The sequence below is a fragment of the Qiania dongpingensis genome (assembly GCF_014337195.1).
GTDB lineage: Bacteria > Bacillota > Clostridia > Lachnospirales > Lachnospiraceae > Lientehia > Lientehia dongpingensis.
Genome location: NZ_CP060634.1, coordinates 2841028 through 2860208, shown reverse-complemented (window position 1 = coordinate 2860208; position 19181 = coordinate 2841028). Strand labels below are relative to the sequence as shown.

Genomic DNA, 19181 nt, shown 5'->3' with positions numbered 1-19181 from the left:
TTCTAAACAATAAAAAACTGCACCAACCATGAAAAGTTAATGCAGCCTTTTGAACCCCTTATTCTATGCGTGTTTCCTTAAAACTTACCTGCTTTAGCGCTCTCCTCAATCGCAACGGCAACGGCAACGGTCATACCGACCATGGGATTATTCCCCGCGCCGATCAGGCCCATCATTTCCACATGAGCGGGTACAGAAGAGGAGCCTGCAAACTGTGCGTCAGAATGCATACGGCCCATGGTATCTGTCATACCATAAGATGCAGGGCCTGCAGCCATGTTGTCGGGATGCAGGGTACGGCCTGTCCCGCCGCCGGAAGCTACGGAGAAGTATTTCTTGCCCTTCTCCACACATTCCTTCTTGTATGTACCTGCAACAGGATGCTGGAATCTGGTGGGATTGGTGGAATTCCCGGTAATGGATACATCCACGCCCTCTTTCCACATGATAGCAACGCCTTCGGTGACATCATTCGCACCGTAGCAGTTTACTTTCGCTCTCAGGCCCTCGGAATAGGATTTTCTCCACAGCTCCTTCACTTCGCCTGTATAATAATCCATCTCGGTTTCCACATAGGTAAAGCCGTTGATTCTGGAAATGACCTGTGCTGCGTCTTTTCCAAGGCCGTTCAGGATGACACGCAGAGGGTTCTTACGAACCTTATTCGCTTTCTCCGCGATACCGATGGCGCCCTCTGCCGCTGCAAAAGACTCATGTCCAGCCAGGAAACAGAAGCACTCTGTATCCTCCTCCAGAAGCATCTTGCCCAGGTTGCCGTGACCAAGGCCTACTTTACGCTGGTCAGCAACGGATCCGGGGATACAGAAGGACTGAAGACCCTCACCGATGGCCGCAGCCGCGTCAGCCGCTCTCCTGCAGCCTTTCTTGATGGCGATGGCGGCGCCCACGGTATACGCCCATTTTGCGTTCTCAAAGCAGATGGGCTGAATGTTTTCTACCATTTTATATACATCTAAGCCGGCGGCCTTCGTCACCTCTGCGGCTTCTTCGATGGAATTGATTCCATATTCCTTTAACACAGCAAGAATCTGTTTTTCTCTTCTTTCATATGATTCAAATAAAGCCATTTTATATGATTCCTCCTAATTATAAGATTTAATATTACTCTTCTCTGGGGTCGATGATCTTCACTGCATCCGCAACTCTGCCGTACTGGCCCTTTGCTTTTTCCCATGCGGTATTGGGGTCATCACCCTTTTTGATGAAGTCGGTCATTTTGCCAAGGCTTACGAACTGATAACCGATGATCTGGTCATCCGCATCCAGGGCAATACCTGTAACATAACCTTCTGCCATTTCCAGATAACGGGGGCCCTTTTTCAGGGTACCGTACATCGTGCCCACCTGGGAACGGAGGCCCTTGCCCAGATCCTCTAAGCCTGCGCCTATGGGCAGACCGTCTTCGGAGAATGCACTCTGGCTTCTTCCGTATACGATCTGGAGGAATAATTCTCTCATAGCAGTATTGATGGCATCACACACCAAATCCGTATTCAGCGCTTCCAGAACGGTCCGGCCGGGCAGAATCTCAGAAGCCATGGCGGCGGAATGAGTCATACCGGAACATCCAATGGTCTCTACCAGAGCTTCCTGGATGATTCCTTCTTTTACATTCAGGGTAAGCTTGCAGGCTCCCTGCTGAGGTGCACACCAGCCCACACCATGAGTCAGGCCGGAAATATCAGAAACATCCTTTGCCTTTACCCATTTTGCCTCCTCGGGGATAGGGGCAGCGCCATGGGCAACGCCCTGTGCTACTGTACACATCTTCTCTACTTCATGTGAATAAATCATGTTAAGACTCCTTTCAGAATATATGTATTCAACCGCTGGCATCCCTTCAGAGGTGGCGGAGATTACCTGGCTCCTGCCCAAGACGCCATACTCTGTTTTATTTTCTCACAAAACGTCGAATTAGTCCAGTTGTTTTTTCTCTAAAAAATGTATAAACTGAAAAGATTCCCTTTCCTGCCATAATCGAATATGATAAAATATCAATAGGCGGATATAAGTTTGAATCAGATTGGAGAGGTAATATGATAGTTACGGTTACGATGAACCCGGCCATCGACAAGACCTTGGATGTGGAAAATTTCACCGGAGGAACCATTCACCGCGTGACTAAGGTCATCCAGGATGCCGGAGGAAAAGGAATCAATGTATCAAAGACCATTCATGCCCTGGGAGGCGAGACGATCGCCACCGGTTTCCTGGGAGGAAGCTCCGGGCGGATGATCGAGCATGCGCTGGATGAATTACATATTGAGCATCAGTTTGTATATATTGAAGGTGAGACCCGTACCAATGTTAAGGTCGTGGATACGACGAAAAAAGGATTTGTCACAGAATTCAACGAGCCAGGGCCTACGGTCACTCAAAGGGATATCCAGACACTCACAGAAACACTGGAGCTCTATGCAGGGCCCTCCACCATATTTGTTTTCTCCGGCAGTGTCCCCGCCAGCGTCGACAAAGACGTCTATGGCTTTTTGACGCGGAAGCTCCGGAAGCGCCAGTCCACAGTCTTCGTGGACGCCGCAGGACAGCTGCTGGAGGAAGCCATAAAGGCAAAGCCCTTTTTGATCAAACCGAACGCTTATGAGATCACCCGGCATTTTAACCTGTCCGAGGACGTGTCTGAGGAAACATTGATCGATCTCGGCAAGGAGCTTCTGGCAAAGGGAGTCAATACCATCGTCATTTCCAGAGGTCAGGAAGGCGCCATTTTTCTGGATCATCAAAGGGCCTTTAAAACCAACGGCATCCAGGTCCAGGCCCACTCCACCGTGGGCTCCGGCGATGCGATGCTCGCGGCCCTCGCCTATGGGCTGGACGCCGATATTCCATACGAAGACTGTGCGAGACTGGCCATCGCCACCTCCGCCGGCGCCTGCACCACGCTCGGTACCAAGCCTCCGGCCAGGGAACTTGTGGATGAACTGGTCAAGGATGTCTTAATCTATCCACTGTGGCCATAAGGAGAAAGAAACCATGAAGAAAAAATTTATCGCTGCCATGAAATATGTGAGCCCCGCGATCATCATAATCGTGCTGGTGCCCCGTTTCCTCGGGATGAACATTCCCGGCTGGTTGACCTTATCCCTTCTCTTCGCCGGAATGGTGCTGTGCGGCATCGCTATCCTGCTGGAGAAAAAAGAGAACAAAAATACCAATACCTGAAAGTTCGGCATGGCAAAAGGCGTATCGTTTTCACAGCGATACGCCTTTATTATTCCTGCTGCTCTTCGTCCTTTGCCATACAAGATCATTTGTCCGTCTACAAAAATTTACTATTATGCTATACTGTTTATACCTCATTCGTTAATGACAGATTAAAGGAGCAGAACATGCAGATAAACAGGCTGTTTGAAATTGTATATATCATGCTGGACAGGCGCCATATTACCGCAAAGGAGCTGGCCCGGCAGTTTGGAGTATCCATCCGGACCATCTACCGGGACATTGATATCCTGAGCTCCGCGGGGATTCCTCTGTATACCGTACAGGGGACCGGCGGCGGAATTTATATGGATGAACATTTTAAATTCAGGAATTCTCTTCTGACCGACGAAGAAAGAAACCAAATACTGATCGCGCTCCAAAGCATCATGACGACAGAAGAACTGGAAACCTCCCGTCTTCTGTCAAAACTCAGCGGGCTGTTCCAAATAAGGCATACAGACTGGATTGAAATTGATTTTTCCCGCTGGGGAAGCAGGCGCCGGGATAAAGAATATTTCCGCCTGTTAAAAAACGCGGTCTTCGGCTGCCGCGCCGTCAAATTGAATTATATCAGCTCATACGGAAGCATTACAGACAGATATGTTTTCCCCGTCAAACTGGTGTATAAATCCAGAGCATGGTATATTCAGGCCTATGACAAAGACCGGGAAGCATACCGGACCTTTCGGATCAGCCGGATACTGGATCTGGAAACGACATCGGACAGCTTCGAAAGGAAAGGTCTCCCGGAGCCCCCGGAAATAGAGCAGTCAGATTCTTCCCCCGGCACCCTGGTCCATGTAAAGCTCCGATGCTCTCCGCATCTGGGCTACCGCCTGTACGATGAGTTCGATCCCGCCGCTATCTCTCAAGACAAAGACGGCAGTTTCCTGGCGGCGGCTTCTCTTCCGGAGGACCCCTGGCTGTATGGTTATCTTCTCTCCTTCGGATCCGGACTTGAAGTGCTGGAGCCTTTATCCGTTAAAGAAATGCTGCTGAAAGAAGCAGGTAAAATCCAATCCTCATATGATAAGAAAGTAAAAAAATAACAGGTTTTCCTGTAACCTGACATAGTGTTGTCAACTTGTATGTGGTAATATAGGACATACCAACATAAAATAAGGAGAACTCCCCATGGAATTTATCACCGTAAATCAGGACAATATAAAAAAGGAACACATCTGCTGCTGCATATCCGATAAAAAGGGAGAAAACTGTGTGTCTTCCAAAAAGGCCTGGATGGAGGAACGATTTCCAGACGGGCTGGTCTTTCTCCGCTTGAATGCCAGAGGAAAAGTTTTTATCGAATATATCCCTGCCGAACGCGCATGGTGTCCCATCACGGCCGACGGCTATATGCACATAAACTGTTTTTGGGTATCCGGCCAATACAAGGGAAAGGGATACGCCAATCAGCTCTTAGAGCTCTGTATCCAGGACGCAAAGGCAAAGGGGAAATGCGGCCTGACCATAATCGCTTCCGAGAAAAAGAGAAGTTTCCTGTCAGATCCGGATTACATGAAATACAAAGGGTTTTTAACTGCCGACACGGCCATGCCCTATTTCGTCCTTTACTACCTGCCCTTTAGCGACGGCGCTCCTGTCCCAAAGTTCAAAGATACCGCGAGGTCCGGAAAAACCGAGGAACAGGGAATGGTACTCTATTATTCCAATCAGTGCCCACATACGGAAAAATATGCGCCGCTCATAGGCGATATCGCCAAACAGCATGGGACCTCAGTATCACTCCATAAGATAACGACTACAGAGCAGGCGCAGAATTCCCCCACGCCATTTCCGACCTACAGCTTCTTTTATAACGGAGAATTTGTAACAAACGAAATCTTTGGAGAAAAAAAATTTGAAAAATTCCTGCAGGAACATGGTTTTTTATAAAACGAAAAGGCATCTGTGGCAGCACAGACGCCTTTTCATTTCTTCTTTTATTTCTTCATAAGCAGCGACTTTCCAGTCATCTCCTCAGGCTGCTCCATTCCCATCATCTCAATGAGCGTAGGGGCGATATCCGCCAAGCATCCGCCCTCTCTGAGAGTATATTCCGGATCATAATTCACCAGGATAAACGGAACGGGATTTATCGTATGGGCTGTAAAGCTTCCGCCATGCTCATAATCGATAAGCTGTTCAGCATTTCCATGATCCGCGCAGATGAACATCTGGCCGTCCACTTCCTCTATGGCCGCCACTGCCCTTCCCACACACTCATCCACGGCTTCCACCGCTTTTATGGCCGCCGCTTCAATGCCCGTATGGCCGACCATATCAGGATTTGCAAAATTGATGATGATCACATCATATTTGGAAGATTTGATCGCCTCCACCAGCTTGTCACACACCTCATACGCGCTCATCTCCGGCTTCAGATCGTACGTGGCTACTTTGGGAGATTTCACCAGAATCCGGTCCTCCCCCTTATTCGGCTCCTCGACACCGCCGTTGAAGAAAAAGGTGACATGAGCATATTTTTCGGTCTCGGCAATCCTCGCCTGAGTCATATTATGGGCCGCCAGATATTCTCCAAAGGTATTGGTGATCTCCACTTTATGGAATGCCACCAGCTTGTTGGGAATCGTCACGTCATATTCTGTAAAGCACACATACGTGGTCTTGATCCTCTCGCCTCTGTCAAAGCCGGTAAACGCATCATCACAGAAAGCCCTTGTGATCTCCCTTGCCCGGTCGGGACGGAAATTATAAAAAATGACCGAATCTCCATTCTGGATAGTCGCCACAGGCGCGCCGTCTTCCACGACCACAGAAGGAAGCACAAATTCATCATTTACTCCTTCATCATAGGATGCCTGGATAATCTCCACCGGGTCTGTGCCGGTCTTTCCTTCTCCCTTTGTCAGAGCCCGGTATGCGAGTTCCACTCTGTCCCAGCGGTTGTCTCTGTCCATCGCGTAGTAGCGTCCGCTGACAGACGCGACCTTTCCCACTCCGATCTCCTTCATTTTTTCCACCAGCTCAGCCACATAATCCTTCCCAGATGTGGGAGGCGTGTCGCGGCCGTCCAGGAAACAATGTACATAGACCTTGGTTAGCCCTGCCCTCTTCGCCAGCTCCAAAAGGCCGTAGATATGGGTATTATGGCTGTGTACGCCGCCGTCTGAGACCAGCCCGTAGAGGTGAAGGGCGGAATCATGTTTCTTACAATTTTCAACTGCCGCCTTAAAAGCTTCATTTTTAAAGAAATCTCCATCCTGGATTTCTTTTGTGATCCTGGTGAGCTCCTGATATACGATACGTCCGGCTCCCATATTCAAATGCCCGACCTCGGAATTTCCCATCTGGCCCTCCGGAAGTCCGACCGCCATACCGCTGGCATTTCCTTTGACAAAAGGGCATTCCGCTTTCAGCTTATCGATCACAGGGGTATTTGCTTCATAAACGGCATTGCCGTCCTTCCTGTCGTTCAAACCATAGCCGTCGAGAATCATTAACACTGTAGGTCTTTTGCTCATCGTTTTTCTCCTTTTAAAATCATGATCTCCCGAAAATGAGAGGTAAAATGCTTGTATGTCCCAGGGAAAAGCACCGCAGACACTCTTCCAATTCTGAATTGTACTCTATTTTCTTTTCCTATGCAAGACCTGAAACAAAATTTTCCTCCCTGATTTCCGGTATCTGCCCGCTTCATTGACAAACACCCGGCCCTATTCTATAATTTACATATTAACCTGAAACCAATGAGGGATAAACATGAACGATAACAATACCAGCATCAAGGAGCATATCTACCGTTCTCTGCTGAAGGATATCATAGAGGGAAACTACAGCCCGGAACAGGTGCTCAATGAAAAGAATCTGATGGAACAGTATCAGGTGAGCCGCTCTCCGATCCGAGAAGCTCTGGTGGAGCTCTGCAAAGAGAAGGTGCTGTACAGCATCCCTTATTATGGCTACAAGATCACGCCGCTGACCGAACAGGATATCTATAACGTTAAAACATATCGATGTGTCCTGGAATGCGGCTTCATGTCTGAATGCTGGCATAAATTCACTCCGGAAGCCCTTTCAGCTCTGGAAGAGCTTAAAAATTCCCAGCTGAAACATGGCGCCAGGCAAGAGGCCATCCGGCATTGGAATGACAATATCGACTTTCATCTGGCATTTTTCCGTATCTATGAAAATGATTACGCATACGAAACGCTCCGTTCTGCCATGTCTATGCAGACCAGAGCTTATGTCCAGATCAGGATGACCCAGCAGCATTCCCCTCTCTTTGAAGAAACCTCCGTTTTCCACAGTTCCATCCTGGATGCGGTAAAGCGGAATGACAAGACCACCGCCGTCGGCCTTATGCGGGCAGATATCATGAGCATATAACACTTCATGCAGCATGTTCTAAAACGTAAAAAGGATGTTCGGAAAACCATAGCAGGCTTTCCGGACATCCTTTCTTTCCTCATTTATTTCCAGTTTACGATCTTTCCGAAATCGGGCTTCAGCGCCGCGCCGCCTACCAAGCCGCCGTCGATATCGGGCTGTGCAAACAGCTCGGGAGCGGTCTTGGCATTAACGCTTCCGCCGTACTGAATGCGGATTGCTTCTGCTGTCGCTTCATCGTAGATCTCTGCGATGCATTTACGGATGCCGCAGCAGACCTCCTGCGCCTGTTCTGTGGTAGCGGTCTTGCCGGTACCGATGGCCCAGATGGGTTCGTACGCGATCACTGCCGTCTTAGCCTGCTCCGCAGTCACTCCGAGGAACGCGATCTTAACCTGCTGACGGATGAAGTCCATGGTAACGCCCTGCTCTCTCTGAGTCAGAGTCTCACCGCAGCATACAATGGGAGTGATGCCATGCTCAAAGGCCTTCAAGACCTTCTTGTTCACAGTCTCATTGGTTTCCGCAAAATACTCTCTTCTTTCGGAATGGCCGATGATCACATATTTCACACCCACGTCTGTCAGCATATCAGGAGCGATCTCGCCTGTGTAAGCGCCTTTCTCCTCATAGTACATATTTTCTGCACCAATCTCGATGTTGGAGCCCTTAGAAGCCTCCAGCGCGGGAATGATATCGATAGCCGGAACGCAGAATACTACGTCCGCGTCCTCTGTCACTACCAGAGGTTTCAGAGTATTGATAAGCTCCACAGTCTGGCTGGGAGTCATGTTCATTTTCCAGTTGCCGGCGATTATTTTTTTCCTTGCCATTGTTTTTTCTCCTATTCTGTTAAAATCTTCCTGATCGATAAACTGTTTATTTGTCGTTTGCCGCCACTACGCCGGGAAGGTCTTTGCCCTCCAGGAATTCCAGAGAGGCTCCGCCTCCGGTGGAAATATGGGACATCTTATCGCCAAAGCCCAGCTGATTTACCGCAGCCGCGGAATCTCCGCCGCCGATAATGGTGGTAGCGTCTGTCTCAGCCAGAGATTTTGCCACGGCAATCGTGCCTTTCGCAAGAATCGGGTTTTCAAACACGCCCATAGGGCCGTTCCACACCACGGTCTTAGCAGACTTCACGGCATCGGCAAACATCTCGGCCGTCTTCGTTCCGATATCCAGGCCCATCATATCTGCCGGTATCGCGTCGGCCGCCACAACGGACACCTCGATCTCTGCGTCGATGGGGTTCGGGAAGGATGCCGCGATCGTAGTATCGACAGGGAGAAGGAGTTTTTTGCCGAGCTTCTCCGCCTTATCCATCATCTCTTTGCAGTATGCCACCTTTTCATCGTCCACCAGGGAAGTGCCTACCTCATAGCCCTTCGCTTTCAGGAACGTATATGCCATGCCGCCGCCGATGATCAATGTATCGCATTTCTCCAGAAGGTTCGCAATGACATTCAGCTTATCCGCCACCTTCGCGCCTCCCAGGATGGCTACAAAAGGCCTTTCAGGATTATTCACCGCATTGCCCAGGAAATCAATCTCCTTCTGCATCAGATAACCGACTGCCGCAGTATCCACGTACTCGGTCACTCCCACGTTGGAGCAGTGCGCTCTGTGAGCCGTACCAAAAGCATCATTTACAAATACGTCGCAAAGGGAAGCCAGATCCTTGCTGAAGGCCTCTCCGTTCTTGGTTTCTTCAATCCGGTAACGGGTATTCTCAAGCAGGACCACGTCCCCGTCTTTCATCTCCGCAACCGCCGCCTTTGCATTGGGACCCACCACATTTTCATCCGGGGCAAACTTCACTTCCTGTCCAAGAAGCTCAGACAGTCTGGCCGCCACAGGCGCCAAGGACAGCTCCGGCTTCGGTTCTCCCTTGGGCTTTCCCAGGTGAGAGCACAGAATGACTTTTCCGCCGTCCGCGATCAGTTTCTTGATCGTAGGCAGAGCCGCCACGAGACGGTTCTCGTCCGTGATCTGGCCGTCCTTCAGCGGAACGTTGAAATCACAGCGGACCAGGACTTTTTTGCCTTTTACGCTGATATCGTCAACTGATTTTTTATTAAGCATAAATTACCTCCTTGTTCCTTACTTTGAAAGTCAAAAAGCGGGTCCGGTCCTATTAAGGAACCGGACCCGCCATAGGATCTTATTTAACTATCGCTTGTCCGATGCTTAAGCTAACTCAGCAAAGTATTTGATAGTTCTCACCATCTGGCTAACGTAGGAATTCTCATTGTCATACCAGGAAACTACCTGTACCTGAGTATCGCCATTCTCCATAGGAGAAACCATGGTCTGTGTCGCATCAAACAGAGAGCCGTAAGTCATGCCGATAACGTCGCTGGACACGATCTCGTCGGTATTGTAGCCAAAGGACTCTGTAGAAGCAGCCTTCATAGCGTCGTTGATCGCTTCCTTTGTAACAGCGCCCTTCACTACTGCGATCAGGATCGTGGTGGAGCCTGTGGGAGTAGGTACACGCTGAGCAGCGCCAATCAGCTTGCCGTTCAGTTCAGGGATAACAAGACCGATGGCCTTTGCAGCGCCGGTGGAGTTGGGAACGATGTTGATAGCGCCTGCACGGCTCCTTCTCAGATCGCCTTTCCTCTGAGGTCCGTCAAGGATCATCTGATCTCCGGTATAAGCATGGATCGTGGTCATGATACCGCTCTGGATCGGAGCAAGGTCATTGAGAGCCTTTGCCATAGGAGCCAGGCAGTTTGTCGTACAGGAAGCTGCGGAGATGACCGTATCTTCTTTTTTCAGTACGTTATGGTTTACATTATATACAATAGTAGGAAGATCATTGCCTGCGGGAGCGGAGATAACTACTTTCTTCGCGCCAGCTGCGATATGAGCAGAAGCTTTCTCTTTGGAGGTATAGAAGCCTGTGCACTCAAGTACAACGTCTACTCCCAGCTCGCCCCAAGGCAGTTCGGCAGCGTTTGCCTTTTTATAGATGGTGATCTCCTTGCCGCCGATGATAACAGCGCCTTCGGTATCGCCTTCGCCCTCTTTATAAGAAACAGTATCAGCCAGCGCGTACTTGCCCTGAGATGAATCATATTTCAATAAATGAGCCAGCATCTTAGGGCTGGTTAAATCGTTGATCGCTACAACATCATATCCAGGAGCATTGAACATCTGTCTGAATGCCAGACGGCCGATACGTCCAAAACCATTGATCGCAACTTTTACTGCCATTTTGAATTCCTCCTATAATATAAAAAAATTTTAATAAGTAGTATTATTTAACTCATTAGATATTTTACCTAATTTGCTAAAAAATAGCAAGCGATTTTTTTCCTTTTTTAAGTCATACCCCTTGTTTTATCACTAATCCACAATTATTTGTCCAGGCGGCGCGATTATCCGGCAATATGACAAGAGAAATCATGCTTCCTCCTGCCAGCCTTTGCACACGTCAATCCACCCTTTTGCGTTTCCGCAGAGATACAGCTCTTCACAGGTCATTTCCACGGCGGAGCTGGCGCTTCCGGCCGCGGGAAATACCGTCTCGAACCGCCGCAGCGACTCATCCAGATACGTATTCACTTTACCTTCGGGATTGGCAAAGGGGCATACTCCTCCGACAGCGTGTCCGGTATATGACACGACCTCCTCCGGTGACAGCATCTTTGCCTTGCATCCAAAAAAGCGCTTGTATTTGGAATTGTCAACTTTGGCGTCTCCCGCCGCCACCACCAGAGAGCAGTGCACCCCATCCTTCGATAAGAACGACAAGGTCTTCGCGATCCTGGCCGGGATCACGCCCACTGCCTGGGCAGCCAGCTCCACCGTGGCGCTGGATTCTTCAAATTCTCTTACGTCTTTATCCTTATTCCATTTCTTCAGGTATTCTTTTACTATCTCCACCGACATGGCGGTATCCTCCTCTTTTGCTTTTCCTCATTTCTCCCCGGGCTTAAAACCATCCATTACTTGAGATTCTCCGGATTCAGTCCCAGAAGCTCCTCCACTACAAATCTGCCGTCCTTCCGGATCAGCCTGCCGTCAAAATAGATCTCTCCGCCGCCGTACTCCGGCGTCTGGATACATACCAGATCCCAGTGTATCGAAGACTGGTTTCCGTTAGGGGCCTCCTCATAGCAGTTGCCGGGAGTAAAATGGAAGGAACCTTTGATCTTTTCATCAAACAAGATATCCTTCATGGGCTTTTCCACATAGGGATTTACCCCGATGGCAAACTCGCCCACATAACGCGCCCCTTCGTCGATGTCAAAGATCCGGCTGATCTTCTCCGTATCATTGGCCGAAGCTTCCACGATTTTCCCATTTTCAAAGGTCAGGCTGATATTTTCATAGGTGAAGCCCTGATATACGGAAGGAGTGTTGTAGCGGAGCGTTCCATTCACAGAATCCCGAACCGGAGCGGTAAACACTTCACCGTCGGGAATATTCATCGTTCCGGCGCAGGGAATGGCCGGAATCCCTTCTATGGAGAATGTAAGATCCGTACCCGGTCCCTTGATCCGTACCTGGGACGTCTTATTCATAAGCTCCACCAGCGGCTTCATGGCCTCGTCCATTTTTCTGTAGTCCAGGCAGCACACGTCATAATAAAAATCCTCAAAGGCCTCCAGACTTGTGCCTGCGCTCTGTGCCATGGACGGCGACGGGTAACGGAGCACCACCCACTTCGTCTTCGGCACCCGGATGCCGTGATGGACCGGCGTCGTATAAAGGGAGCTGTAAAGTGAAAGCTTTTCCGGCGGCACATCAGAAAGCTCATTGATATTATCGCCGCCCCGGATGCCCAGATAGCAGTCCATCCTGGACATCTCCATACCGTCCACCTCAGCCATCAGCCGCAGCTGCTCTTCCGTACAATGGAGAAGCATCTCCCGCTGCATCCTGCTGTCCGTAAAATGAATGTAGGGCCGTCCTCCCGCCTGATAAACCTCTTTCACCACCTGGCGGGCCAAATTGGCCGTGTCGATTCCCGTATAATGGACATACACGTTTTCCCCAGGCTGTACCCGGCAGGAATAATTCACCAGGTTATATGCCAGTTTTTTGATCCTTTCGTCCATAGAAGCCTCCTTATCTAGTTTTCCAAATCCTTTTATTCTTATTCTTCCATTTTTGTTCAGTTCAAAACAATCTTTATTGTAATCCTTTCCTGAGATTTTGTAAAGGAAGTGGCTTCGCCACTTCCTTCCTATTATAATATCCGTCTTTTATCCGGAAGCCTTATGAAATTTATGGCACGAAGCTGATCTTATCCAGGATTCCGTTCAAGTAAGCGATCACAATGCCGTAATTGCTGATGGCGACTCCCTGTCTCCTCGCCGCTTCCATGCGTTCCATCACATACTTCCGATTAAACATGCAAGCCGCGCAGTGGATGACCAGGTTATACCGGCTCAGATCCTTTGGAAAATCCACCCCCCGGACAAAATCGATGCAAAGCCCCCGCCCCACATGGCGGCGGAGAAGCTTCGGAATCTTGATCCTGCCGATATCTTCCTCTGTGGGAGAATGGGCACATGCCTCCGCTATCAATACCCTCGAGCTTTCCGTAAGCCCTTCGATGGCCTCCGCTCCCCGCAGAAATTCCCGAATATCCCCTTTATATCCCGCAAAGAGGACAGAAAACGAGGTCAGCATGCTCTCCTCCGGCTTCAGACGGTAAACCTCCGCAAAAGCCTGGGAGTCGGTGATGATCAGTCTGGGCGGTCTTACCAGCGCTTTTAAGGTCATCTCCATCTTATCGGCCGTACAGCTCATCACCAGGGATTTTTTATCCAGAAGTTCCCGGATTGTCTGCACCTGAGGCAGAATCAGCCTGCCCTTCGGAGCCTGGATGTCCTGCGGCATTACCAATAGCACCAGGTCGCCTTCTCCCGCCAGGCCCCCGGTCAGGCTCACATCCCAGAAATTCTCCGGAGCGCTCTCCACGATTTTTCTCTTGAGCGCCTCAACGCCGGCTCCCGTACGCAGATCCAATTCCAGGGCTTCCAGCCCCAGACTGTCCCGGATGGCTTTCTTCACCGCCTCCCTCTCCTCCGGCCGGCAGATCTTGTTGACCGCGGCGATTACCGGTGTCTTCCGCTCCGTGAACCGGGCCGCCCACTCAATCTCTTCTCCCGGTAAAGAATCGAACAGTATGACTGCCACATCGGTTTTCGTCATGGCTTCTTTCGTCTTCCCGACTCTCATGCTTCCCAAAACGCCTTCATCATCAAAGCCGGCCGTATCGATGAATACCGCCGGTCCGAAACCCCGAAGCTCCACTGCCTTATATACCGGATCCGTCGTCGTCCCCGCCACATCGGACACCAGGGAAGTCTCCTGCCCTGTCAGTGCGTTGACCAGCGTGGATTTCCCCACATTCCTTCTGCCGAAAATGCCGATATGCAACCGGTTTGATCTCGGTGTGCTGTCCATTCCCATATCGTTCTATTCCTTTCCCTTTGTCAGAAGCTTAAGGCCAGCCCCGTCAATTCCGCGATCTGATAAAGATGCTCTGTCCCGGACACATTTCGGTTGTCAATGACCCGGAAATTCTTTGCCAGAGCGTCCGGAAGCAGATCGCAAAACAGCACATTGGCGCCGGACAGGATGGCATCTCGGTTCCCTTCAGGGTCTGCCAGCCCATTCCGCAGATCCTTCCCCGGCTGCTGAGCCGTAATGTTCACATCCGGCATCATCAGACGGAGCAGGGCAATCTCCTTCCTGTTTGTGAGCAGATCTCCCACGCCCCCTTCCGCCGCCAGCGGCGTGTTCTGGGCCGGCATATATGGAATGACCGGAGCCCAGCTGATATCCAGCTTTTTCATCAGCAAAATATCCTCTGCCAGCTGATCCAGGCCCTGCCCCGGAAATCCCACGATATTTCCGGAGGCCAGCCTCATGCCGCTGGCTTTTACGGATTCAATGGCTGACATGCGCTTTTTGAAATTCGTCGAAGGATTCAGCCGGTTAAAGGTTTCCTCGTCCGACATCTCAAACTTCATCACATATTCCTCCGCGCCGGCGGACTTAAGCTCCCGGTACTGCTCCAGGCTGTATTCCCCGCAGGCAAGACTCTGGTGCATGCCCATCCCGTGGATGGCTTCCACAATGTGCAGAAGATTGTCAAATCCGTATTTGGGATCTTCCCCGGATACGAGGAAAATATGGTGGAATCCATTCTCACTGGCCATCCGCGCCGAAGCGATCACATCTTCAGGAGCCAGACGGTACCGTTTGACACCGCTGTTGGAAGCCCGCATGCCGCAGTACAGGCACTGATTTTTACAGATATTATCATATCCCAGCATCGCCATCGCAAGCAGGCTGCCATCCTTCCTCTCATCCCGCAGCTTCGCGGCCTCCGGCGCAACTTCCGCTTCAAACTGAGCCTCCGGCATCCTAAGAACCTCCAGAACTTCCTTTTTCCCTTCAATAATCATCGTTTTCCTCCCAAATCTCCGCCTGTTCCATCCGTATGACCGCGCCGCCCATCTGCTTTGCCTCGGCCTCGTCATGGGTCACCAAAATCACGGTCTTTCCTTTTGTATACTTTAGCACGTAAGATATCGCTGCCTGCCTGGTGGCGGCGTCCAGTCCTTTAAACGGCTCATCTAAGAAAAGGATGTCCGCGTCAAATAACACCGCTCTGGCAATGGCCACTCTGCGTTTCATTCCGCCGCTGAAATCAGCCGTCGGCTTAAGAAACATATCTTCCTTTAATCCAAGCTCTTTCAGATGCTCTTTCACCAGCTCCTTCGGAATCCGGCTCCCGGCGGCCATACGGACGTTGGAAACAGCCCCGAAGGATTCGCAGAGACGGTCCTCCTGGAAGACGGCGCTTTTCTTCTCCGGGACTCCTGTCACAGCGCCGGCGTCCGGCGGGATAAATCCCATCAAAATATTTAAAAGCGTAGTTTTTCCGCACCCGGAACCGCCCATGACGCTCGTGGTTTCTCCGCCCTTAAACACCCCGGAAAAATCTTTGAGCACTTGTTCTTCCCCAAAGCTTTTATATATGTTTGCAACTACAATATCCTTCACAGCTTCTCCAATCTGGCAAAGCCCCACTTCATAAATTTCATGAAAACCTTCTCAAACAGGACGCTGAGCAGCACGATCACTATGGTCCAGGCAAACAAATCCGCCGTGCTCAGATATACCTTCGCTTCATAAAGCCGCTCTCCGATGGAACCATCGGGAATCCCGATCACCTCCGCCGCGATCCCCGCTTTCCATGATATGCCAAGCGCAGTACTGCACGCAGAAAACAGGAAGGGTCTTACCTGAGGAAGGTAGATATAAAAAAGCTGCCTCCTCCACGGCATCTGAAAGATTTCCGCCATCTGGAGCATCCTGCCGTCAGTGCTTTTCATTCCCTGCAGCACGTTGAAATATACGATCGGGAATACCATCAGGAACGAAATAAATACGGAAAGACCCGACGCGCTCAGCCAAATCAGGCTGATAATGATAAAAGAAGCTACCGGCACAGACTTGACCGCCACCAGAAAGGGCCACAGGAGAGTCTCTATCAAATGGCTCCTCGACGAGATGACTGCCAGAAGGGCTCCCAGGAAAAGGCCCAGAAAAAAGCCGCCTTCTATCCGCAGGAAGCTGAACCAGAGAGTCTGCCAGAATCCGGGCTCCAGCCAAAGCGCACCAAGACGCAAAAGAACCCTGACCGGCGAGACCAGTAAGAGCTGCTGCCCCAGAATCATCGAGGCCGCCTGCCATAGGAGCAGGGCAAAGATCACAGCTGCGGCCCGTTCATATAACCGTCTTCTCTTCATCATCCCCACCTCATAAGCCAGCCAAAGGACTATTTACCTTCATAATAAAAATCATCACCCGGCAGTTCTCCGCCCACGGAAGCAGGATTCTGATCGTACAGCACCTGCAGATATCCCTTCATGGCCGTCTCCATCTCACTTCCGTCCACATAAACAATATTGCAGTAAGGAATCGCTTTCTGTGCCACGGCAGCCTTTACGATATCGTATTTTTCCACCAGGGCAGAAGCATCCTCCAGATTTTCATTAACGTATTCTGTGGACGCTTTATATTCCTCCAGGAATTGTTTCAGCTGTTCCGGATATTTTTCCGCGAACTCTTTGCGCACCACGAGACCTGCTGTAATGAACTGGCTTCCGTTGTCCAGAGCCTTCCATTCTTCTGTCAAATCCAGAACCACGTTCAGTCCCTCGATCTGAGCCCCCGCCACCGTTACAAAAGGCTGCGGAAGCATGGCAATGGCGCTCTCCTGCGCCGCCATCTGGGCCACTACTTCTGCAGGCTCGCTTTTCCATTCTACTGTCACGTCCGTTTCCGGATCCAAACCGTTCTGTTCCAGGAGGTAATTAAGCGCGTATTCCGGAGTGGAGCCTTTTCCTGTGGCATAAATGGTCTTTCCCTTAAGGTCCTGCCATCCGTTGACAGTCTGTCCGCCCTTTTCCACCATGTAAATCACCCCGAGGGTATTGACCGCCAAGAACTGTACGGCCCCGTCGGAATTGTTATAGAGGATCGCCCCCAGATTGGCCGGAACCGCCAGGATATCCAAATCCCCTTTTAAAAGCTTCGGCGTCAGTTCATCCGCCGAGCCAGACATCGTAAACTCAATCTTGCTTTTGCTCTTTTCGTTCTCCGCGTCATCCAAAAGCTTTACCATACCCATGGACGTGGGCCCCTTCAGGCCTCCAAGCCGGATGGACGCAGCCTCTTCTGCTTTTTTCCCGCATCCGGCGAATACCATCGCCAGCATAATGACCGTCATAACGGCAGATATTATTTTTTTCATGTGAATCCCCCTTTTGTACTCTTTATAAGTTAGCGTTCATCAGCATAGCACATCACAGGGTGGTCATTCGTTGCATCCGCAACCAAATGGTATAAGTTTCTGATTTTTCGTTAATTTTTTATCTTTTCTAATCCTCTTCTGTTCTTTTCATAAGCCTGAATTTTTCCTTATAGAACTGAAGGATTCCTTCCTCCTGCATTTTAGCCAGTTCCCGGGACAAGGCACTCCGATCGGCGCCAAGATAGGCGGCCATTTCATTTCTGTTAAACGGAAGCGTAAACGTATCGCTGCCGTACTGATGGGCGCATTGGGAAAAAAACACGATCAGCTTCCCCCGCAGGCTCTTTTTGGACAAAATCTGGATCCTGTCATTCATGGCCAGCGTCTTCTCGGTGAGCAGCGTGATAAATCTCAGAGTAAGACTATGGGAATTTCCTGTGCCGCCGCCCGGCATCCTTTTGATCTCCTCCGTACTCAGCCACAGAACTTTTACCCCTGTGGCAGCACAGATTGTGACTGGTTCTTCCTCTATCTCCAGAAAACACATGGACTCTCCAAAGGTATTCCCCTCTGTCACGTTGGCCATGATGATAGGGTTCCCGTCTATGTCATCCATATGTACCTGCACTCTGCCGGATAATACCAGGCCGAACCTGGTCATCCGGCTTCCTACTCTATGAAGGAATTCTCCCTTCTCATACCGTTTGGGAACGGCAGAAAAAAAATCCAGGGCATACTGGAGCGTCTCCCCTGACAGCCCCTGAAAAAGCCTGTTTTTCTGCAGTACCGCAAAATCCCTCGCAGTCAGCTCGTCCTTCATCCTCGATCTCCCTGTTTGAATCTCCTGTTAAATGAAAGCAGCGGCTGCCTGCCGCTGCTCCTCTTCCTCTGCCATTTACGGCCGGAATCTTATTTTTCAGTTTCTTCCTCTGGTTCCTGTTCCGCCGAAGCGTTTTCTTCTTCTCCATCCGCGGCTTCAGCCGCCGCCTCTGCCTCACTGTCCTTTTTTCTTCCGCAGCCGACAAAAATCGCAATACCGGCAATCAGCATAAAGATCGCGATAAACTGAGAAGTGGACAGCGCCCCTACGTTTCCTCTGGGATCGCCCCGGAAGAACTCGAGCACAAACCGTCCGATGCTGTAAAAGACCAGGTACAAGGCTCCCACCTGACCGTTTTTCTTTGTCCGTCTGGCGATCAGAATCAACGCGAGGAAATTCAGAAAATTCAACCCGCTGGAAATCAGCTGGGTGGGTATCAGACTCACTCCATTGGGAGCATAGGCGGATTCCTGGAATATGATTCCCCAGTCTGCGTGGGTCTCCCTCCCATAGCAGCAGCCCGCCAAAAAGCAGCCCACCCGTCCAAAGGCCTGTGCCAGGGCGATGGACGGCATCACCAGATCAAAATATTTCAAAAAAACAAGCTTCTTCACACGGCAGAACAGATAACCCGCCAGAATTCCGCCGATCAGTCCGCCATATACCACAAAACCTGTGGACATCGTCGACCAGATTTTGGCCGGATTTTCGATCAGGGACGGCAGTTCCGTTATCCAAAACAGAAGCTTTGCTCCAATCAAGCCGCCAACCAGACTCCAGATTCCGAGGTCAAACACTTTATCATCGCCAATTTTCCATTTTTTCTCACGGTACATGGCGACCGCAAAAGCTGCGATGACCCCGATGGCGATCATCAGGCCGTATCCGTATATTTTAAACGGGCCTATCTCAAATAATATTTCTTTCATGTGGAGTTCTCCTTATATCTGTGAACGCAGGATCCGCGTGCTTTTT

At 50.4% G+C, this 19181-nt stretch carries 20 protein-coding genes; 5 read left to right on the top strand and 15 right to left on the bottom strand.

The features are described from left to right. Positions 1–77 precede the first annotated feature (77 nt). Positions 78–1088, bottom strand: coding sequence for a GGGtGRT protein (locus tag H9Q78_RS13425; RefSeq protein WP_249302392.1), 1011 nt, complete (start codon positions 1086–1088; stop codon positions 78–80). Positions 1089–1122: 34 nt separating this feature from the next. Next, positions 1123–1815, bottom strand: a complete 693-nt coding sequence (locus H9Q78_RS13420; RefSeq protein ID WP_147597648.1) for an iron-sulfur cluster assembly scaffold protein — start codon at positions 1813–1815, stop codon at positions 1123–1125. A gap of 242 nt (positions 1816–2057) precedes the next feature. Between H9Q78_RS13420 and pfkB the strand changes: the two genes are divergently transcribed. The 4 genes from pfkB to H9Q78_RS13400 all read left to right on the top strand — a co-directional run bounded on the left by pfkB (position 2058) and on the right by H9Q78_RS13400 (position 5139). Continuing rightward, a complete protein-coding gene (pfkB, locus tag H9Q78_RS13415) occupies positions 2058–2999 on the top strand; it encodes a 1-phosphofructokinase (protein ID WP_249302390.1) in 942 nt (313 codons plus the stop codon). Positions 3000–3012: 13 nt separating this feature from the next. Continuing rightward, positions 3013–3201, top strand: a complete 189-nt coding sequence (locus tag H9Q78_RS13410) for a hypothetical protein (protein ID WP_147597650.1) — start codon at positions 3013–3015, stop codon at positions 3199–3201. 167 nt (positions 3202–3368) lie between these two features. Then, on the top strand, positions 3369–4292 hold the full coding sequence (locus tag H9Q78_RS13405; RefSeq protein WP_249302388.1) for a helix-turn-helix transcriptional regulator: 924 nt from the start codon (positions 3369–3371) through the stop codon (positions 4290–4292). Between the two features lie 85 nt (positions 4293–4377). Then, positions 4378–5139, top strand: a complete 762-nt coding sequence (locus tag H9Q78_RS13400) for an N-acetyltransferase (RefSeq protein WP_249302386.1) — start codon at positions 4378–4380, stop codon at positions 5137–5139. 47 nt (positions 5140–5186) lie between these two features. Here the strand turns inward: H9Q78_RS13400 and gpmI are convergent, their stop codons facing one another. After that, complete coding sequence (gene gpmI / locus H9Q78_RS13395) at positions 5187–6728, bottom strand: 2,3-bisphosphoglycerate-independent phosphoglycerate mutase (protein ID WP_249302384.1); 1542 nt, start codon at positions 6726–6728, stop codon at positions 5187–5189. 238 nt (positions 6729–6966) lie between these two features. Between gpmI and H9Q78_RS13390 the strand changes: the two genes are divergently transcribed. Continuing rightward, positions 6967–7593: a GntR family transcriptional regulator gene (locus H9Q78_RS13390; protein WP_249302382.1), complete on the top strand. Its 627-nt coding sequence runs from the start codon at positions 6967–6969 to the stop codon at positions 7591–7593. Positions 7594–7676: 83 nt separating this feature from the next. Here H9Q78_RS13390 and tpiA read toward each other — a convergent pair whose 3' ends face one another. The 12 genes from tpiA to H9Q78_RS13330 form a co-directional block, all read right to left on the bottom strand. After that, entirely contained in the window at positions 7677–8426 is a 750-nt protein-coding gene (tpiA, locus tag H9Q78_RS13385; protein ID WP_249302380.1) for a triose-phosphate isomerase, read from the bottom strand. 46 nt (positions 8427–8472) lie between these two features. Next, positions 8473–9678, bottom strand: coding sequence for a phosphoglycerate kinase (locus tag H9Q78_RS13380; RefSeq protein WP_249302378.1), 1206 nt, complete (start codon positions 9676–9678; stop codon positions 8473–8475). 105 nt (positions 9679–9783) lie between these two features. Then, positions 9784–10815, bottom strand: coding sequence for a type I glyceraldehyde-3-phosphate dehydrogenase (gap, locus tag H9Q78_RS13375; protein ID WP_249302377.1), 1032 nt, complete (start codon positions 10813–10815; stop codon positions 9784–9786). A 189-nt stretch (positions 10816–11004) separates the two neighbouring features. After that, positions 11005–11493, bottom strand: a complete 489-nt coding sequence (locus tag H9Q78_RS13370; RefSeq protein ID WP_249302375.1) for a YbaK/EbsC family protein — start codon at positions 11491–11493, stop codon at positions 11005–11007. Positions 11494–11549: 56 nt separating this feature from the next. Continuing rightward, positions 11550–12665, bottom strand: coding sequence for an aminopeptidase (locus tag H9Q78_RS13365; protein ID WP_249302373.1), 1116 nt, complete (start codon positions 12663–12665; stop codon positions 11550–11552). 169 nt (positions 12666–12834) lie between these two features. Then, the gene (hydF, locus tag H9Q78_RS13360) at positions 12835–14028 is read right to left on the bottom strand and encodes a [FeFe] hydrogenase H-cluster maturation GTPase HydF (RefSeq protein ID WP_249302371.1); all 1194 of its coding nucleotides are present in this window, start codon (positions 14026–14028) and stop codon (positions 12835–12837) included. Between the two features lie 23 nt (positions 14029–14051). Then, the gene (locus H9Q78_RS13355; protein WP_249302369.1) at positions 14052–15029 is read right to left on the bottom strand and encodes a biotin synthase BioB; all 978 of its coding nucleotides are present in this window, start codon (positions 15027–15029) and stop codon (positions 14052–14054) included. Beyond that, positions 15019–15630, bottom strand: a complete 612-nt coding sequence (locus tag H9Q78_RS13350; RefSeq protein WP_249302367.1) for an ATP-binding cassette domain-containing protein — start codon at positions 15628–15630, stop codon at positions 15019–15021. Before H9Q78_RS13350 ends, H9Q78_RS13355 begins: the two co-directional genes overlap by 11 nt. Then, positions 15627–16382: an ABC transporter permease gene (locus H9Q78_RS13345; RefSeq protein WP_330595190.1), complete on the bottom strand. Its 756-nt coding sequence runs from the start codon at positions 16380–16382 to the stop codon at positions 15627–15629. The genes H9Q78_RS13350 and H9Q78_RS13345 overlap by 4 nt, the downstream gene beginning before the upstream one ends. Before the next feature lie 26 nt (positions 16383–16408). Then, entirely contained in the window at positions 16409–17386 is a 978-nt protein-coding gene (locus H9Q78_RS13340) for an ABC transporter substrate-binding protein (RefSeq protein WP_249302365.1), read from the bottom strand. A gap of 127 nt (positions 17387–17513) precedes the next feature. Then, a complete protein-coding gene (locus tag H9Q78_RS13335) occupies positions 17514–18206 on the bottom strand; it encodes a Crp/Fnr family transcriptional regulator (RefSeq protein ID WP_249302363.1) in 693 nt (230 codons plus the stop codon). A gap of 89 nt (positions 18207–18295) precedes the next feature. Further along, on the bottom strand, positions 18296–19135 hold the full coding sequence (locus tag H9Q78_RS13330) for a prolipoprotein diacylglyceryl transferase (protein ID WP_249302361.1): 840 nt from the start codon (positions 19133–19135) through the stop codon (positions 18296–18298). Positions 19136–19181 lie beyond the last annotated feature (46 nt).

Coding starts and splice junctions, on each gene's coding strand:
- H9Q78_RS13390 (WP_249302382.1), top strand. CDS start 6,967: ATGAACGATAACAATACCAGCATCAAGGAGCATATCTACCGTTCTCTG.
- H9Q78_RS13370 (WP_249302375.1), bottom strand. CDS start 11,493: ATGTCGGTGGAGATAGTAAAAGAATACCTGAAGAAATGGAATAAGGAT.
- pfkB (WP_249302390.1), top strand. CDS start 2,058: ATGATAGTTACGGTTACGATGAACCCGGCCATCGACAAGACCTTGGAT.
- H9Q78_RS13345 (WP_330595190.1), bottom strand. CDS start 16,382: ATGATGAAGAGAAGACGGTTATATGAACGGGCCGCAGCTGTGATCTTT.
- H9Q78_RS13335 (WP_249302363.1), bottom strand. CDS start 18,206: ATGAAGGACGAGCTGACTGCGAGGGATTTTGCGGTACTGCAGAAAAAC.
- H9Q78_RS13400 (WP_249302386.1), top strand. CDS start 4,378: ATGGAATTTATCACCGTAAATCAGGACAATATAAAAAAGGAACACATC.
- H9Q78_RS13330 (WP_249302361.1), bottom strand. CDS start 19,135: ATGAAAGAAATATTATTTGAGATAGGCCCGTTTAAAATATACGGATAC.
- H9Q78_RS13340 (WP_249302365.1), bottom strand. CDS start 17,386: ATGAAAAAAATAATATCTGCCGTTATGACGGTCATTATGCTGGCGATG.
- H9Q78_RS13410 (WP_147597650.1), top strand. CDS start 3,013: ATGAAGAAAAAATTTATCGCTGCCATGAAATATGTGAGCCCCGCGATC.
- gap (WP_249302377.1), bottom strand. CDS start 10,815: ATGGCAGTAAAAGTTGCGATCAATGGTTTTGGACGTATCGGCCGTCTG.
- tpiA (WP_249302380.1), bottom strand. CDS start 8,426: ATGGCAAGGAAAAAAATAATCGCCGGCAACTGGAAAATGAACATGACT.
- H9Q78_RS13365 (WP_249302373.1), bottom strand. CDS start 12,665: ATGGACGAAAGGATCAAAAAACTGGCATATAACCTGGTGAATTATTCC.
- hydF (WP_249302371.1), bottom strand. CDS start 14,028: ATGGGAATGGACAGCACACCGAGATCAAACCGGTTGCATATCGGCATT.
- H9Q78_RS13420 (WP_147597648.1), bottom strand. CDS start 1,815: ATGATTTATTCACATGAAGTAGAGAAGATGTGTACAGTAGCACAGGGC.
- gpmI (WP_249302384.1), bottom strand. CDS start 6,728: ATGAGCAAAAGACCTACAGTGTTAATGATTCTCGACGGCTATGGTTTG.
- H9Q78_RS13355 (WP_249302369.1), bottom strand. CDS start 15,029: ATGATTATTGAAGGGAAAAAGGAAGTTCTGGAGGTTCTTAGGATGCCG.
- H9Q78_RS13425 (WP_249302392.1), bottom strand. CDS start 1,088: ATGGCTTTATTTGAATCATATGAAAGAAGAGAAAAACAGATTCTTGCT.
- H9Q78_RS13380 (WP_249302378.1), bottom strand. CDS start 9,678: ATGCTTAATAAAAAATCAGTTGACGATATCAGCGTAAAAGGCAAAAAA.
- H9Q78_RS13405 (WP_249302388.1), top strand. CDS start 3,369: ATGCAGATAAACAGGCTGTTTGAAATTGTATATATCATGCTGGACAGG.